The sequence below is a fragment of the Paractinoplanes ovalisporus genome (genome assembly GCF_016834655.1).
In the GTDB taxonomy this organism is placed as follows: domain Bacteria; phylum Actinomycetota; class Actinomycetes; order Mycobacteriales; family Micromonosporaceae; genus Actinoplanes; species Actinoplanes ovalisporus.
In genome coordinates this window covers 13,401-29,561 of record NZ_JAENHP010000031.1, presented here as the reverse complement: position 1 = coordinate 29,561, position 16,161 = coordinate 13,401, and the positions used below count along the sequence as shown (strand labels likewise).

The 16,161-nt window shown below is 71.5% G+C and carries 13 protein-coding genes; 5 read left to right on the top strand and 8 right to left on the bottom strand.

Going from position 1 to position 16,161, the window contains the following annotated elements:
* The first annotated feature begins 2 nt into the window (after positions 1-2).
* Positions 3-782 (top strand): FAD binding domain-containing protein, encoded by a 780-nt coding sequence (locus JIG36_RS46835; protein ID WP_203383398.1) that lies wholly within the window; start codon positions 3-5, stop codon positions 780-782.
* Positions 779-3,436, top strand: coding sequence for a molybdopterin-dependent oxidoreductase (locus tag JIG36_RS46830; RefSeq protein ID WP_203383397.1), 2,658 nt, complete (start codon positions 779-781; stop codon positions 3,434-3,436). Before JIG36_RS46835 ends, JIG36_RS46830 begins: the two co-directional genes overlap by 4 nt.
* On the opposite strand, the gene JIG36_RS46825 is transcribed toward JIG36_RS46830, so the two are convergent.
* From JIG36_RS46825 to JIG36_RS46815, 3 genes are read right to left on the bottom strand one after another with little or no spacing between them, the layout of a single operon-like run.
* Positions 3,342-5,345 (bottom strand): ATP-binding protein, encoded by a 2,004-nt coding sequence (locus JIG36_RS46825; protein WP_203383396.1) that lies wholly within the window; start codon positions 5,343-5,345, stop codon positions 3,342-3,344. The two genes, JIG36_RS46830 and JIG36_RS46825, sit on opposite strands and share 95 nt — an antisense overlap.
* The gene (locus tag JIG36_RS46820) at positions 5,342-6,631 is read right to left on the bottom strand and encodes a sensor histidine kinase (protein ID WP_307873197.1); all 1,290 of its coding nucleotides are present in this window, start codon (positions 6,629-6,631) and stop codon (positions 5,342-5,344) included. Before JIG36_RS46820 ends, JIG36_RS46825 begins: the two co-directional genes overlap by 4 nt.
* A 40-nt stretch (positions 6,632-6,671) precedes the next feature.
* The gene (locus tag JIG36_RS46815; protein ID WP_203383395.1) at positions 6,672-8,759 is read right to left on the bottom strand and encodes a transglycosylase domain-containing protein; all 2,088 of its coding nucleotides are present in this window, start codon (positions 8,757-8,759) and stop codon (positions 6,672-6,674) included.
* Positions 8,760-9,138: 379 nt separating this feature from the next.
* Here JIG36_RS46815 and JIG36_RS46810 point away from each other — a divergent pair, with 379 nt between their 5' ends.
* Together JIG36_RS46810 and JIG36_RS46805 are read left to right on the top strand one after the other, a co-directional pair.
* Complete coding sequence (locus tag JIG36_RS46810; protein ID WP_203383394.1) at positions 9,139-9,777, top strand: DUF6230 family protein; 639 nt, start codon at positions 9,139-9,141, stop codon at positions 9,775-9,777.
* A 68-nt stretch (positions 9,778-9,845) separates the two neighbouring features.
* Complete coding sequence (locus JIG36_RS46805) at positions 9,846-11,318, top strand: DUF6114 domain-containing protein (RefSeq protein WP_203383393.1); 1,473 nt, start codon at positions 9,846-9,848, stop codon at positions 11,316-11,318.
* A gap of 20 nt (positions 11,319-11,338) precedes the next feature.
* On the opposite strand, the gene JIG36_RS46800 is transcribed toward JIG36_RS46805, so the two are convergent.
* Positions 11,339-11,722, bottom strand: coding sequence for a DnaJ family domain-containing protein (locus tag JIG36_RS46800; protein WP_203383392.1), 384 nt, complete (start codon positions 11,720-11,722; stop codon positions 11,339-11,341).
* A gap of 77 nt (positions 11,723-11,799) precedes the next feature.
* Here JIG36_RS46800 and JIG36_RS46795 point away from each other — a divergent pair, with 77 nt between their 5' ends.
* Positions 11,800-12,069 carry a DUF2277 domain-containing protein gene (locus JIG36_RS46795; RefSeq protein ID WP_203383391.1) on the top strand — a complete coding sequence of 90 codons (270 nt, stop codon included), beginning with the start codon at positions 11,800-11,802 and terminating at the stop codon, positions 12,067-12,069.
* On the opposite strand, the gene JIG36_RS46790 is transcribed toward JIG36_RS46795, so the two are convergent.
* From JIG36_RS46790 to JIG36_RS46775, 4 genes are all read right to left on the bottom strand, one after another.
* The gene (locus JIG36_RS46790) at positions 12,057-12,812 is read right to left on the bottom strand and encodes a GntR family transcriptional regulator (protein WP_307873196.1); all 756 of its coding nucleotides are present in this window, start codon (positions 12,810-12,812) and stop codon (positions 12,057-12,059) included. The two genes, JIG36_RS46795 and JIG36_RS46790, sit on opposite strands and share 13 nt — an antisense overlap.
* Entirely contained in the window at positions 12,748-13,758 is a 1,011-nt protein-coding gene (gene trpA, locus JIG36_RS46785; protein WP_203383390.1) for a tryptophan synthase subunit alpha, read from the bottom strand. Before trpA ends, JIG36_RS46790 begins: the two co-directional genes overlap by 65 nt.
* On the bottom strand, positions 13,755-14,906 hold the full coding sequence (gene trpB / locus JIG36_RS46780) for a tryptophan synthase subunit beta (protein ID WP_203383389.1): 1,152 nt from the start codon (positions 14,904-14,906) through the stop codon (positions 13,755-13,757). Before trpB ends, trpA begins: the two co-directional genes overlap by 4 nt.
* A gap of 79 nt (positions 14,907-14,985) precedes the next feature.
* Positions 14,986-16,125: a LolA family protein gene (locus JIG36_RS46775; protein ID WP_203383388.1), complete on the bottom strand. Its 1,140-nt coding sequence runs from the start codon at positions 16,123-16,125 to the stop codon at positions 14,986-14,988.
* Positions 16,126-16,161: the final 36 nt, after the last annotated feature.

The following is a 16,161-nucleotide window of genomic DNA, read 5'->3' as shown; positions in this document are numbered from 1 at the left end:
ACGTGGACCTGAACACCGTCACCGAAGTGATCAGCCCGGCCCAGGTGGGTCAGTGGCGCCCGGGTGACGCGTGGCTCGGCGGCGGCACGGCGCTGTTCGGCGAGCCACGTCCGCACCTGACCCGCCTGCTCGATCTGACCGCCGCCGACTGGCCCGCCCTCACGCTGCGCGACGACGGCCTCGAGATCGCCGCCACCTGCACGATCGCCGAGCTGGCGGCGAGCGGCTACGACATCGCCGAGAAGTGCTGCCACGCCTTCCTCGCCTCCTTCAAGATCTGGAACGTGGCGACCGTCGGCGGCAACCTGTGCGCCGCGCTGCCGGCCGGGCCGATGATCGCGCTGGGGGCCGCGCTCGACGGCACGGTGCTGCTGCAGAGCCCGGAGGGCGAGCGCACGCTGCCGGTGGCCGACTTCGTCACCGGCGAGGGCACCACCGTGCTGCGCGAGGGTGAGCTGCTGCGCTCGATGCATCTGCCGGCCTCGGCGCTGACGGCCGTGACCGCGTACCGGCAAGGCTCTCTGCATGCTCATGGCCGCTCGGGGGTGCTGGTCGTCGGCCGGAGCGACCGGGACGGGCTGACCGTGACGGTGACCGCGGCGACCAGGCGTCCGTACGTGCTGAGGTTCGCCGAGCCGCCGACCGCCGAGCTGATGTCGGTGGCGCTGGCCGAGCGGATCCCCGACGACGCCTATGTCGACGACGTGCACGGGCTCCCGGCCTGGCGACGGCACATGACCCGCCTCTACGCCGAGCAGATCCGGGCGGAGCTGGTCGCGTGAAGATCAACGGAGCCGAGCCCGACCAGGCGCCCCGTCCGGGCCAGTGCCTGCGCACCTACCTGCGCGACCAGGGTGCGTACGGCGTCAAGAAGGGTTGTGACACCGGAGACTGCGGCGCCTGCACGGTGCACGTGGACGGCAAGCCCGTGCACTCCTGCGTCTATCCGGCGTTCCGGGCGGCCGGCCGCAGCGTCACCACGGTCGAGGGGCTGGCCGGCGACGACGGCCTGCACCCGGTGCAGCAGCGTTTCCTCGACGCCCAGGGCTTCCAGTGCGGGTTCTGCACCGCGGGCCTGATCATGACGACCGCGGCCCTGACCGGCGACCAGCTCACCGACCTTCCCCGCGCTTTCAAGGGCAACCTCTGCCGGTGTACGGGATATCGCGCCATCGCCGACGCGGTGGCCGGAGTGGTCAACGTGACCGAGCCGGTGACCGGAAAGGCGGTCGGCGCCAGCCTGGGCGCCCCGGCCGGCCCGCAGGTGGTCACCGGCCGCGCCCGCTACACGTTCGACCTCGACGTGCCCGGGGTTCTGCATCTGAAGGTGCTGCGCTCGCCGCACCCGCACGCCCGCGTTCTGGCCGTGCGCACCGAGGCCGCGCTGGCCGTGCCCGGCGTCGAGCTGGTGCTCACCCACGCCGACGCGCCCGCCGCCCGCTTCTCCACCGCCCAGCACGAGAACGCGGCCGAGGACCCGGCCGACACCCGGGTGCTGGACGACGTCGTGCGCTTCGCCGGGCAGCGGGTGGCCGCGGTCGTCGCCACCAGCGAGGCCGCCGCCGAGGAGGGCGTCCGCGCGCTGGCCGTCGACTACGAGGTGCTGCCGGCCGTGCTGACCCCCGACCAGGCGATGGCCGAGGGCGCGCCGCAGCTGCATGCGGGGGTCGAACGCAACGTCGTCGCCGAGCTGCACGCCGAGATGGGCGACCCCGGGGCCGGGTTCGCCGAAGCGGCCGAGGTCTACGAAGAGACGTTCACGACCCCGCGGGTGCAGCATGCGAGCCTCGAGACGCACGGCGCGGTCGGCTGGCTCGACGACGACGGCCGACTGGTCGTGCGCACCAGCACCCAGACGCCGTTCCTGACCCGGCGGGCGCTGGCCCGGCTCTACGACCTGCCCGAAGATCGTGTGCGGGTGGTCGCGGGCCGGGTCGGCGGCGGGTTCGGCGGCAAGCAGGAGATGCTGGTCGAGGATCTGGTGGCGCTGGCCGTGCTGCGGTTGCGGCGGCCGGTGCGCCACGAGTACTCGAGGGCCGAGCAGTTCACGTCGGCCACCACGCGGCACCCGTTCACGGTGACGGTGAAGGTGGGGGCCCGCGCCGACGGTGTGCTCACGGCGCTTCAACTGCGGGTGGTCTCGGACACCGGGGCGTACGGGAATCACGGGCCGGCGGTCATGTTCCACGGCTGCCACGAGTCGATCGCGGTCTACCGCTGCGCCAACATGCGCACCGACGCCTGGTGTGCGTACACGAACACGGTGCCCGCCGGGGCTTTCCGGGGGTACGGGCTGGGGCAGGTCTCGTTCGCCGTCGAGTCGGCCCTGGACGAGCTGGCCCGTCGCCTGGGCGTCGACCCGATCGTGCTGCGCGAGCTCAACATCGTGCGCGAGGGCGACCATCTGACCGCGCCCGGCGATCACGTGGACGACCTGACGATCGCCTCCTACGGTCTCGACCAGTGCCTCGACCACATCCGGGCCGCGGCCGCCTCGCCGGCCGAACCCGCTCCGGAGGGCTGGCTGGTCGGCGACGGGATGGCGGCCACGATGATCGCGGCCGGGCCGCCCGGCGGGCACTACGCCGACGCGACGGCGACGCTGCGGCCCGACGGCCGGTTCGAGATCGCGGTCGGCACGGCCGAGTTCGGCAACGGCAGCACCACCGTGCACGCGCAGATCGCGGCCGACGCGCTGGGGACGACACCCGACCGGATCGTCGTGCGCCAGTCCGACACCGACGTGGTGCGGCACGACACCGGCGCGTTCGCCTCGACCGGCGTGGTCGTGGCGGGCAAGGCGGTGCTGCACGCGACGCGCGGCCTGCAGGCGAAGCTCCGGCAGGCGGCGGGCGGGGCCGAACTGACCGACTCGGTGCTGGCGGAGCTGGCCGGCGACGGTTTCACGGCCGAGGGGCACTGGGGTGGCAGCCCGCGGTCGGTGGCGTTCAACGTGCAGTGGTTCCGGGTGGCGGTCGACCCCGGGACCGGCGAGTTGAGGATCCTGCGCAGCGTGCACAGCGCCGACGCCGGCACGGTGATGAACCCGCTGCAGTGCCGCGGGCAGATCGAGGGCGGCGTGGCCCAGGCGCTGGGGGCGACCCTGGCCGAGCACGTCGACATCGGACCGGACGGGCACGTCACCACGGCCGGGTTCCGGCAATATCACCTGCCCACGTTCGCGGACGTGCCGCGTACGGAGGTGCTGTTCGCCGACACCGACGACGCGATCGGGCCGCTGGGCGCGAAGTCGATGAGCGAGAGCCCGTTCAACCCGGTCGCTCCCGCGCTGGCCAACGCCGTGCGCGACGCCACCGGCGTACGGCTGACCGCTCTGCCCTTCACCCGTGACCGGATCTGGTCGGCGCTCCAGCCGGCGACGCCTGGAGGACCGGCGGCTCGGTCCGATCGGGAATCCGGGGCAGCGTCAGCGTGAAGGTGGTGCCGACGCCCAGCTCGGAACGGGCGGTGACGGTGCCGCCGTGGTCGTTGACGATGTTGCGCACGATCGCCAGGCCCAGCCCGTTGCCCTGCACGGCCTGATCCATCGCGTTGGCGGCCCGGTGGAACGGGGTGAACAGGCCGGGCAGGTCGTCGGCCGGGATCCCGATGCCGGTGTCCGTCACGGTCACCACGGCCCGATCGTCGGTGCAGGTCAGGCGGCATTCCAGGTGGCCGCCGGACGGGGTGAACTTGACGGCGTTGTCGAGCAGGTTGCGCACGGCCCGTTCCAGCTGCACGGCGTCGCCGCGCACCCAGGCCGGCTCGGTCGAGAGCTGACAGGCCTGGTTCTTGGCGCGGACGGCGACACCCAGCGTCGTGTGCACGTCGGTGACCACGCGGGCCAGGTCGACCGGCACGGCCTCGGCGCCGATCCGGTCGTTGGTGCGGTCGAGCAGCAGCAGGTCGGTCACCGTGTCCTCGAGCCGGTGGGCGTTGCGCAGGATCGCCTCGACGCCGCGCTTCTGCACCAGCGACAGGCCGATCGCGTGCTCCTCGTCCTCGACCAGCATCTCGCTGTAGCCCAGGATGCTGGTCAGGGGCGTGCGCAGCTCGTGGGTGACGGTCGCGACGAAGACGTCCTTCTGCTCGTCGAGGACCCGCAGTTCGTTGATGAGGCGGGCCTGGCGCAGCCGCAGCCGCTCCTGGTGGGCCGCGTGGTCGATCTCGCGGGCCAGGCCGATCAGCAGCCGGCGCTCCTCCTCCGACCAGGCCGGCCGGTCGGGGCGCACCAGGCAGATCAGGCCCGGCGGGCAGCCCGCGTCGCCGCTGAGCGGGATCACCAGCCCGCCCGGCAGTCCGGCCGGGCGCAGCGAGCCGCCGGGGGCGCACGAGCGGGCCTGCTCGGCGATCGAGGGGTCGAGCGGTTCGGCCGACGCCGGCCAGGTGACCTCGATCGGGACCCCGGCCTGGATGGTGATCCGGCTGTGCACGGCCGCGGCGCCGAGCGTCGCGCCGATCATCTCGGCGATCCGCCGGCCGGTCTCCGGCGGATCCTGGTCCTCCTGCAGCTGCACGGTGACCGCGTGGCGCAGTTCGCTGCGGGCCACCCGGGCCTTCTCGGCGCTGATCAGCCGCTCGGTCTCGCCGGCCAGGTCGTTGAGGGTGCCGGCCACGGCCCGCAGCTCACCCGGGCCGGAGGGCACGGCACGGGCGGTCAGGTCGCCGTCGGCGAGGCGGCGCAGCGTGAGCCGGATGTGCTCGAGCGGCACCAGAAGGTGCCGCTGGTGCAACATGGCCAGGCCGAGGCCGGCCGCCACGACCAGCGAGGCGAGGAGTGCGAACAGCAACGTGGAGAAGGCGGCGCCGAGACGCTCGCTGTCCCCGACCCGTTCCTCGTAGTTCTCGACCGCGGCGAAGACATCGGCGTTGGCCGTACGGAGGGTGTCGAAGAGATCCTTGCCGCGGGCCGCCCGACGGGCGTCGGTGTCGGGCACCCCGGCGTTGACGATCGGGATGGCGTAGCCGTAGAGCCAGCCCTCGGCCGCCTGCCGCTCCACCTGGAGCAGCCGAGCGGTCTCGGCGTCGAGCGGGTCGGCCGTGAGCCGTTCGATCGCGCTGAACGCGCCGGACCGCCCGCTGGCGTAGGGCTGGAGGAACGCCGTGTCGCCGGTGATCTGGAAGCCGCGGATCCCGGTCTCGGCGTCGGTCATGTACTGCAGCACGGCCCGGTTGGTGTCGCGGGCGGTGTCGATCCGGGAGGCGCGCTCCTCGTGCTGGACGCGTTCCCGCTCGCTCACCACGAAGTGGGCGACGATCAGCGCCAGGAAGAGCAGGAGCAGCACGACGAACCCGCCGGCCACCCGGTACTTCAGCCTCGTGAACGCGAACCGCTCGAAGATCATGACGGCGCCGCCGCGCGGGTTCTCATCGGCAGGGTGAAGACCACCGTCGTCCCGCCGCCGGGTGTCTCGGCCGCCACGATCCGGCCGCCGTGCCGGTCGACGATCCGCTGACAGGTGGACAGGCCGACGCCGTGGCCCTGGCCGGAGGCCGGGTCGACCTGGGTGAACATCTCGAAGACCCGTTCCCGCTGGGCCTTGGGGATGCCCAGGCCGTTGTCGGCGACCGCGATGCGCCACTGCTCGCCGTCGGGCCGCGCGCTGACCTCGATGTGGCAGGGCCGGTCGGGGCGGCGGTACTTGAGCGCGTTGCCCAGCAGGTTCTGCAGCAGCTGGCGGATCAGGGTCGGGTCGGCCTCGATCACCGGCAGGTCGGGCGGCACCTCCACGGTCGCCCCGTCCCGGCTGCCGCGCAGGTCGTTGAGGGCCTGGTCGACCAGGTCGCCGAGCTTGGTCGGCTCGGGTCGGCAGGGCGCGTGACCGGCCCGGGCATAGGTGAGCAGCGAGGTGATCAGGCGCTGCATCCGGCCCACGGCGCGGGTCGAGGCGGCGATCCAGCGCGCCGACTCCGGGTCGTTGCGGGCGATCCGCTCCTCGATCAGCTCCAGATAGCCGTTGACCACGGTGAGCGGGGCGGCCAGGTCGTGGCTGACCACCCCGGCGAACTGCTCCAGCTCGGAGTTGGAGCGGCGCAGCTCGACGATCGTGGCCGCCCGTTCGGCGTGCGCCCGGCCCAGGTCGGCGTGCGCGACCTCGAGCTGCTCGTGCTGTTCGCGCACCTCGGCCGCCAGCTCGGCGTTGGCCCGGGCCTGCCGGCGGCGCTCGAACAGGGCCAGGATCACCTGGGCCAGGTCCTTGAGGCGGTCGATCTGCTCGTCGGTGAGCTCATGGCGCTCGGTGTGGAAGACGCAGAGCGAGCCCAGCGCGTAGCCCTGCGGCGTGACCAGCGGCGCCGAGAAATAGAACCGGACACGCCCGAGCAGGCCGGTGACCCAGGGGTTGAACGCGAAGGCGAGGTCGAGGCTGGCGTCGGGCAGATAGGTGACCTCGCCCGAGGTGAACCGCACCGCGCACATCGAGTCGGAGCGGGCCGTGTCGGAACCCTCGAAGCCGTGGGTGGTGAGCTGGCACTGGCGGTTCTCGTCGATCAGGTTGAGCGTCGCGTTGGGCACACCCGCCACCATGGCCGCCACCCGCACCACGGCCTCCAGCTCGTCACCCGCGGGAGTGTCGAGCAGCTCGTACTCGTGCAGGGCGGCGAGGCGTCGCTGCTCGTAGGCGGCGGTCACACGGTTAATGTCGGCAGGAAACCCCCCGATACTGAGTAAATCACCCGCCGTACGCGGTCTGGCTGCTCGGCGGGGTGAAACCGTCGTATCCGTCGTCGCCGACCGCGGCGCGCAGGGTGCGGGCCACCGCCGTCACCACGCGCGTCTCGACCGCGCTGCCGACCAGGTCGGACGGGTTGGCCGGGTCGTTGGCGATGCCGGCCGCGGCCATGGTCGGGGTGAAGCCCACAAACGTCTCGGTCCGGTTGTCCTCGGTGCTGCCGGTCTTGCCGGCCACGTCGAGGCGGCCGAAGATGTCGCCGACCTGGGTCGCGGTGCCACCGTTGCACTCTCCGAACGTGCTCTGCTGACCGACCGGGCAGCGGGCGGCGTCGGTGGCGGCCCGCGCGATCTCGGGGTCGAGCACCTGCGAACAGTTGCCGGGCAGGGTCACCTTCGCGCCGTCCGAGCCCGTGATCGAGGCGACCGGCAACGGCGAGCAGTATTCACCCTCGGCGGCCACGGCCGCGTAGGCCGAGGCGAGTTCGAGCGGTGTGGTGTCGATGACGCCGAGGGTGAACGAGCCCCATGAGTCCGCGCTGTCGGCGGCCATTTTCGCGTCGGCCGGGGCGCTGAAGCTGATGCCCAGTTTTTTGGCCATGGCGACCACGGCGGCCGGGCCGACCTGCTCCTCCAGATGCACGAAGTACGTGTTCACCGACCGGCCGAAGCCGTCCCACATGGTGCGGTAGCCGTCCATCCAGCCCGGGTTGGCGTTGCCCGGGCAGTATCTGCCGTCGCAGCTGTCGGGGCCGGAGTCGGACCACTCGGTGACCAGTTTCGACGGCGAGTCGAAGCCTGTGCTCAGCGGCATGCCGGCCTCGAGCGCGGCCAGCATCGTGAACATCTTGAAGGTCGAGCCGGACGGGTAGCCGTTGACCCCGCCCCCACCGCTGATCAGCGGGTTGACCGTGTCGGTGATCGAGTCGCCGGTCGCGTAGTGCCGGTTGACCGCTAGCGCCAGCACCTTGCCCGTGCCCGGCTGCACCACGGCGATCGGCAGGGTCTTCTTGTTGTCGAGCCCGTAGACCTTGCGGGACTGCTCGGCGGCGACCTTCTGCACGCCGGGGTCGAGCGTCGTGACCACGGTGTATCCGCCGCGGCGCAGCGCGTTCTCCCGTTCGGTCCTGGTCGCGCCGAACTGGGTCTGGGTGTCCCACCAGCGCTCGAAGTAGTCGCAGAAGAAGCCCCAGCCGGCGGTGGTGCCGGTGGCGTCGACGCAGCCGTTGGGCTGGGTCGCGCCCGAGTAGGTCAGCTTCTCCTTGACCGCCGCGTCGTGCTGGGCCTGGGTGATCATGCCGGCCTTGAGCATCGCGTTGAGCACGTACGTCTGGCGGACCTTGGCCTGCGCCTTGTCGCCACCGATCGGGTTGTAGACGTCGGGCGACTGCACGATCCCGGCGATCAGGGCGGCCTGTGCGAGGTCGAGCCGGGCCGGGCTGACCCCGAAGATGCGGCGGGCGGCGGCCTCGATCCCGTACGCCCCGTCGCCGAAGTACACGATGTTCAGGTAGTTCCGCAGGATCTGCTGCTTGCTCAGCCGTGACTCGAGCTCGATCGCGTACTGGATCTCGCGCAGTTTGCGGCCGGCCGTGTCCTGGGTCGCCGCGGCCCGCTCGGCCGCCGTGAGGGTCGGGTCCTCCTTGAGCACGTTGCGCACCAGCTGCATGGTCAACGTCGACGCGCCCTGCTCGGCGGTGCCGCTGCGCGCGTCCGAGACCAGGGCGCGGGCGACCCCCTTGAGGTCGACCCCGCCGTGCTCGTAGAAGCGGGTGTCCTCGGCGGCGACGATCGCCTTCTGCATCACCGGGGCGATCTGCGACAGCGCGACGTCGTGGCGGTCCTCGTCGTAGAAGGTGGTGATCAGGGTCTTGCCGTCGTTGGCGTAGACCCGGGTCAGCTGGGCCGCCGGCGGGTCGAGCAGCTGGGCCGGCAGCTCGTCGCGCTGCTGCTCGCTCCAGTGGGCGCCGGCCACCAGCACCGCGCCGACCGGGATGGCCGAGACCCCGACGAGCACACCCACCAGCACCAGCACTCCGCCGAGCCGGGCCAGCGCCCCTGGTTTGGAGGTGGTGTTTGGCGAGCTCATCGAGGGTCCTCCAGCCGTCACGCGCAGTCGTCGACCAAGTCGGTAACACCGGTTTCTGAGAGACAGCTGGGTTTCGTTACCGATCCGTGACAAAGCGGTCCGCTTATACACGTGGTGACCATCACAGTGTACGTGACACATAGATCCGCCCTGATAGATCCAGGAATTCGAACCGTCACGCCCGCTTTGGTCACTCGGAGTTACGGAGATCCTGTGACCTGAGTTACTTGCCAGTAGCTCCAGCCCTTGTCCCGGCGAGGCCGGAGCGGCAACATTTCCCGCACGTTAATGGACGGCATCGACGGAACTGCATGCCATCGCCCGGAACGACAGGGGCGGCCTTCGATGCGATCCGACCTGTCGGTCACGAGGAGGATCCGTGAAGGATGCGCAAGGCGATCCGGAGTACGGACGCACCAACTGGCGTCGTTTCGCCGTCGCGGTCGGTGTGCCCGCCCTGGTCGCCGGAGGTCTGGTCGTCGCCCTGGCCAACGGCGCGCTGGCCGCCAGCTTCTCGGTGTCGGGCACCCAGTTCAAGCTCACCGCCGACCGCCTCGTCGGTGAGGGATTCACCCAGTACAGCAAGCAGCTGCCGACCGAGAAGGTGCAGCAGTCGACCGGGCAGAAGTACGTCGTCGCGGCCATGTCCGGGATCAAGTCGGCCGACATCTACAAGCTGTGCCAGTCGGTGGCGGCCGGGCCCGTGGTGCTGCGGATCGAGGCCGGCACCGACCCCGACAAGCCGGCCGAGGCCGACGACCTGCTGATCGGCATGTCCGAGCTGAGCGGCGACGCCACCTTCCAGAACATCGACATCGGCCAGGACGCCTCCACCCTCACCGCCGACGGGCAGAAGGAGCACGGCGAGGTCGGCTCGTTCGGCCAGCAGGCCAGCGACGTGACGATCGTGGGGCTCAAGCAGAAGGCGTACATGACCTCCGCCTCGACCTTCAAGCTGACCGGGATGAGCCTCAAGCTCTTCCTGGGCGACAGCAGCAAAGAGTGCTACCAGGGCTGATCCCGGCACTCCGGGGCTCGCGGTGTGGTTCCGCGGGCCCCGTCCCCGTTCCCGGAAGGTAATTGCAGGTGGCTCAGGACAGTTTCTGGAGCAGGTTCCGGCGGTGGCGGCGCAGGCGGCCGTTCTGGGGCGGCTTCTTCCTCGTGCTGGCGGCGCTAGAACTGCTCTACACCGCCAACATGAACCTCGGGAACCTCGAGGTGCACCTCGGCCCGCAGGGCTTCCTCTCCTATCTGCTGCCGATGTTGCTGCTGCTCTGCGGCCTGCTCAGCTGGTTCAGCCCGGCCCAGCGCGTCTTCTACGGCATCATCGGCCTGCTCACCGCGCTCTACACGTTCCTCGGGCTCAACCTCGGCGGCTTCTTCGTCGGCATGCTGCTCGGGATCGTCGGCGGGGCGCTGGTCATCGCCTGGGGGCCACCCCGGGTCCGGCCGGCCCCGCCGACTGACGGCCCGGACCCTGACGACGAGCCCGTGCGCACCGACCGCGACCAGCAGGTACGCCGCTCCACACAACTGGGCGACAGCACGATCATCCCGGGCATGAACGACGGGCGCTTCAAGAACCCGCGGGCGCTTTCGATCGTGCTGCTGGTGACCGCGGTGACCGGCAGCGTGCTGGTGGCCGGTTCCAGTCTTCCGGCCCGCGCCGAGGAGTGTCCCGAGGGGCTTCCGTCCCGCACCTCGGAGACACCGTCGGCGCCGGCCTCCTCGGCGGCATCCCCCTCGGGCCGCGAGTCGCTCGAGCCGACCCCCGCGGCTCCCGGCGATTCCAAGCCCGGCGGGGGTTCGAAGTCCGCAGCCCCTTCGTCCTCCGCGTCCGCTTCGCCGGGCGCGGAGGACGAGGGCACCGGCAACCCGATCCTCGACGGGATCGGGGACTTCTTCGACGGCGTGGGCGATCTGCTCGGCATCGGTGACAAGGAATCACCGGCTCCGAGCGCGTCGCCGACGCCGTCGAAGAACCCTTTGCCTGCGGCCCCCTCTCCGTCCGCGTCCGCCTCGTCCTCGAAGGCCGCCCGGTCCAGTGCCCCGGTTTCGGCCTCGGCCTCGGCCTCGGTGGAGGAGATCCCCTGCCTCGGCCCGCGCGTGATGGACAAGGTGGCGAGCGCCGACGACATCCCGCGGGTCGCGGTCGAGCCGGGCGTGATGAAGGTCGACTCGCTGACCATGTACGAGTCGACGTACGGCGGGGTGGTCGACATGCCGACGGCCAAGGGCAGCTTCAAGGCGCTCAAGTTCAGCATGGACAAGGCCGTGAACAAGCCGTTCACGCTGACCATGAACGAGCCTGGACGGGCACAGACCGTCATCAAGAGCAACGAGCTGGTCACCGACGGCAACGTGCGGTTCTATACGCCGGAGTTCAAGGGCAACCTGTTCGGCCTGATCCCGGTGACCTTCACTCCGGAGTCGCCGCCGCCGCTGACGTTGCCGGTGCTCTGGTTCACCAACGTCACGATCAAATTGGCGTACGTACGGTGCGACGTTCTGACGGCCGATCCGCTCGACATCCGCGAGAAGTTGACCGCAGCGTCGTGACCGGGGTGCGCGGTGCCGCCTCAGCGTCGTGACCGCCACGCTTCGACCACCGCTTCGGGGTCGAACGGGCGCAGGATGACCGGTGGGCCGTCCATGCGTCCGACCGTCGCGTCGTGGATCCGCTCGTTGAGGGCGGTCACGTAGTCACGCACCTCGCGTTCGGTGCGCAGGTTGCCGACCTTCTTCTCGAGGTCTTCGGTCTCGCGGCGCAGGGCGAGCGTGGGCGGGATGACGCCGGCCGTCGCGCCCTCACGCTCCAGCCAGTCCTTGACCCACCAGTCCTCCTCGTACTCCCCGCCGTGGCCGCGCAGAGGTTTGCCCTTTCCGGGCAGGTCGTCGAACTCGCCGCGTTCGGTGGCCTCACGCAGTTGCCGGTCGATGGAGGACTCGTACCAGTGCGCCATGAATCCATCGTAGTTTCGTCGTACGGGTGGCGTAGCTTGGCAGGCGTCGCGTTCCTCGTCGCCCGGAGGTCTCTGCCGTGTGCCGCAACATCCACCAGCTGCACAACTTCGAACCGCCCGCGACGCGGGACGAGGTGCACGCCGCCGCCCTGCAATACGTGCGTAAGGTCGCCGGCGCCACCCGGCCGTCGCAGGCCAACCAGGCCGCGTTCGACCGGGCGGTCGCGGCCGTCGCCGCCGCCACCGCCGAGCTGCTGGAAGAGCTGGTCACCACCGCCCCGCCGAAGAACCGCGAGGTCGAGGCGGCCAAGGCGCGGGCCCGGGCCGAGAAGCGCTACGCGAGCTGAGCCCAGCTGATCGACAGGCCGGTCACGGCCCGCTCGGTGCGGATCTCCATCGCCGTGCCCAGGATCGTCGCGCGGTCGGCCACCAGCGCGCGGTCGTCGAGGCCATAGGTGATCCGTTCGGAGAGGAAGGCCGGCGTGCCCGTGGGTTGCCGCAGCAGGGTGGCCGCGGCCTGGTCGAGAGCGCCCGGCCGCACGGCCTCGCTCGCCCGGTGCACGGCGACCCCGCTGTCGGCCAGCGCCTGATAGAGCGAGGTCGCGCTCAGGTCGGCCTCGGCCAGCGCGGCCCCGCGGATCCACGACACCTGGTGCACGGCGGGGCGCCCGGCCAGCAGGCGAAGGCGCTCCAGCCGTACGGCCGGGGGCCGCTCGCCGAGGTGAGCCGCCGCCCACGCCGGCGGCGTGCCCACCGCCTGGCCGAGGATCTGGGTGGCGACCGTGTGGCCCTGGGCCCGCAGATCCTCGGCGAAGCCGCGCAGCGAGTCGAGGCGGTAGGCGGCGCGCGGCTCGGCCACGAACGTGCCCCGCCCGGGCTGCTGCGAGAGCAGACCGTCGGCCTCCAGCTGCTGCAACGCCTGCCGCAGCGTCGCCAGGGTGACGCCGTAGAGCCCGCTCAACTCCTTCTGCGGCGGCAGGGCCGAACCGGGGGCCAGTTCCCCGCCCCGGATCTTGGCGCTCAGGTCAGCCGCGATGACCTGATATTTCGGCGTACGAGGCGTGGTCAGCGGAGGCCTCCTGGTCGGCACGGTCGAGAGCGGCGCGCATCGCCGCGACCTCGGCTCCCAGGTCGGCGGGCGTGGCACCGTCCAGAACCCTACGCATCAGAGCCGACCCGACCACAACACCGTCTCCGGCGCGTCCCGCCTCGACCGCCTGTTCCGGCCCCGAAACACCGAACCCGACCAGCACCGGCAGCCGCGCACCCGACGCGCCGTTGCGGCCCGCCGCGGTCGCGGCCGGCGACTCGACGCGCGATGGGGCGGCGAGCGAAGTGGTGGCTGACGGCGCGGCCGACGAGGCGGCGTGCGATGGCGCGGACCGCTGCTGGGCGGCTTTGATACGGGCGGCCAGGTCGGCGGCCGAGGAAGCCAGGGCGGCGCGTTCGCCGGTGGTGCCCATCCGGCTGATCGCGTAGACGTAACCGCGGCTGCGGGAGACGATCTCGGCCAGCCGCTCGTCGGTGGTGACCGGCGCGACCAGCAACGTCAGGTCGACTCCGGCCTCGGCGGCGGCGCGCTCCACGGCCGCTGCCTCGTCGAGCGGCAGGTCGGGCACGATCAGCCCGCGGACACCGGCCTCGGCCAGCCGCCGGCAGAACTCGGGGGCGCCCGGACGGAACACCAGGTTGGCATAGGTGAAGGCGATCAACGGCACGCGCACCTGGGGGCGTACGCGGGAAAGGTCCTGAAGAATCGATGCCACGGTGACGCCCCGGGCCAGGGCCCGGTCGGACGCCTGCTGGATCGTGGCGCCGTCGAGCATCGGGTCGGAGAACGGCAGGCCGACCTCGATCGCGTCGGCGCCCGCGGCCTGGACGGCGAGCAGGTAGTCGGTCCAGTCCTCGGTCAGGCCGGCGGTCAGATAGGGCACGAGAAGCGTGCGGCCTTGCGGCGCGACGGTCGCAACGCGGGCAGGCTCGGGGGTCGAGGGCGGCACGGCTTTCCCGTCGCGGGCTTCGATGAGGTCGCTCATGCGGTCGCCTCCAGTGTTGCCATGTCCTTGTCGCCGCGACCGGAAAGGGTCAGCACGATGCGGGAGCCGGCCGGAAGCAGCGGACCACCGGCCTCGCGCAGCACCCAGGCGACCGCGTGGGCCGATTCGAGCGCGCAGATGATCCCCTCGTCGCGGGCCAGCCGGCGGACCGCCGCGATCACCTCGTCGTCCTTCACCGCGTGGTATTCGGCGCGTCCGGCGGCGCCCAGGAAGGCGTGCTCGGGCCCGATCCCCGGGTAGTCCAGGCCGGCCGCGATCGACTCGGCCTCGGCCACCTGCCCCTCGGCGTCCTGCAGCACCATCGAGCGGGCGCCGTGCACCACGCCGGGCCGCCCGGACGACATCGCCGCGCCACCGGCCGCTTCCACGCCGACCAGGCGCGCCGCCGTGTCGGCGAAACCGGCGAACGTGCCGGCCGCGTTCGAGCCGCCTCCGACACAGGCCACCACGACGTCGGGGACGTACGGGCTCTGCGCCCTGGCCTCTTCCCCGATGACCCGCTGCAGTTCCCGCACCATCCACGGGTACGGGTGCGGCCCGCCGACCGAGCCGAGCAGGAAGTGCGCGCCGTCCACATCGGCCACCCACGCGCGCATCGCCTCGTTGGTGGCGTCCTTGAGCGTACGGCTGCCGGTCGTGACCGGGACGACGGTGGCGCCGAGAGTGGTCATCCGCAGGACGTTGAGCCGTTGCCGCTCGATGTCCCGCTCCCCCATGAAGATCGTCGCCTCGAGCCCGAGCAGGGCGGCGGCGGTGGCCGCGGCGACACCGTGCTGGCCGGCGCCGGTCTCGGCGATGATCCGGCGCTTGCACATCCGGCGGGCGAGCAGCCCCTGGCCGAGCACGTTATTGATCTTGTGAGAGCCGGTGTGGGCCAGGTCCTCGCGCTTGAGCAGCAGCTCGACACCGAGGGCGGCCGAGAGGGTGCGGGCCGGGGTGAGCGGCGTCGGGCGGCCGGCATAGACGGCGAGCAGGTCATCGAGCTCGGCCCGGAACGCCGGGTCGGCCCAGGCGTCCTGGAAGGCCGCGGCCAGGGCGTCGCAGGCCGGGACGAGGGATTCGGGAACGAACCGGCCGCCGAAGTCGCCGAAGCGACCGGCAGCCGGCTCGCGCATCAAGGTGGGCATCACGCCTCCAAAGCTCTAGAACTCTCCACGGCAGTGTTGCATAGATGCCGCGGAGAGTTCTAGAACTATTGGAGACCAGTTACTTCTTGGCGGCCGCCTGATACAGCGACTCCGGAGCGACCGCGCCGGCGAAGACCCGGCCGTCGTCGGTCACCAGCACGCTGAACAGCGACCCGGCGAACAGCCGGCCCTTGCCCCACGTGCCGCTCACCTCGGGCAGCATGCCCAGCATGCTCTCGGCCTGCTTGCCCTCTTCACCCTTGGCGTCCGACGCCTGGGGCAGCTTGGCCGTCACGATCGACGCCCAGCCCTCGCCGACGACCTTCACGCCCTCGCCCTGAGCCTTGGCCTTCTCGATCTCGGGGCTCTTGTGTTCCTTGGCCGCCTTCTCGGCGTCCTTCTCGAGCTGGTCCGAGTTCGTCTCCGTCACCTTGGCGCCGGGCGGCGGGTTGAAGACGAACTGCTGCGGGTCGGGCGTGTCAAAGCTGATCTGCTGGAACGCCACCCGGACGGCCGGGCTCGTGGCGTTCTTCGCGTAGACGTCCACGCGCAGCGGAATGTGCTTCTCGGCGTCGACGGCCAGGCGGACCTGACCGATCAGCGACTGGTCGGCCTTGGGGCTGAGCACCAGCTCGTACGCGTCCCGGTCGGCCACCTTGGCCGCGCCGGTCGTGCTGACCTTGGTGGTGTCGTCGATCGCGGCCAGCGCCGCGTCGGCGGCCTCCTGCGGCGTCGACGGCACACCGGACGGCAGGGCCGTCGGCTTCTGCTTCTGCACGGCATCGGCCGGCAGCTTCAGGTGCGTCGCGGCGTTCTCCTGGGACTGCCAGAACCAGACGTCCGGGCCGTTGCGGATGACGTCGGTCTCGCCCTGGGTGCCCAGCAGCGCGATGCGGGCCTTGTCCTCGCCGGCGTACCAGACCCGGGCGGTGTTGCTGCCCGCGACCAGGCTGGCCAGGCCCAGCTGGCCCGACGCGTCGCTGGTGAGCCCGGCGATCTGCGGCAGACCCAGATCGGCACTCTGCACGATGGTTCCGCTGAACCCCTCGACGTCTGCGTTCTGCAGGTCGACGAGGATCTGCGCGGCGCTGCGCTCGGGCAGCGCGGGGTCGGCGCTGGCGACGATCGTTCCCGCCGCCGCACCGCCTCCGATGACGACGACCGCCGCGGCCGACGGCACGAGCCACCGGAGCGTCGGCCTTGACCTGAACACGGACACGATGTCCACCTCCCGTTGATCTGTCACCAGAGTGCG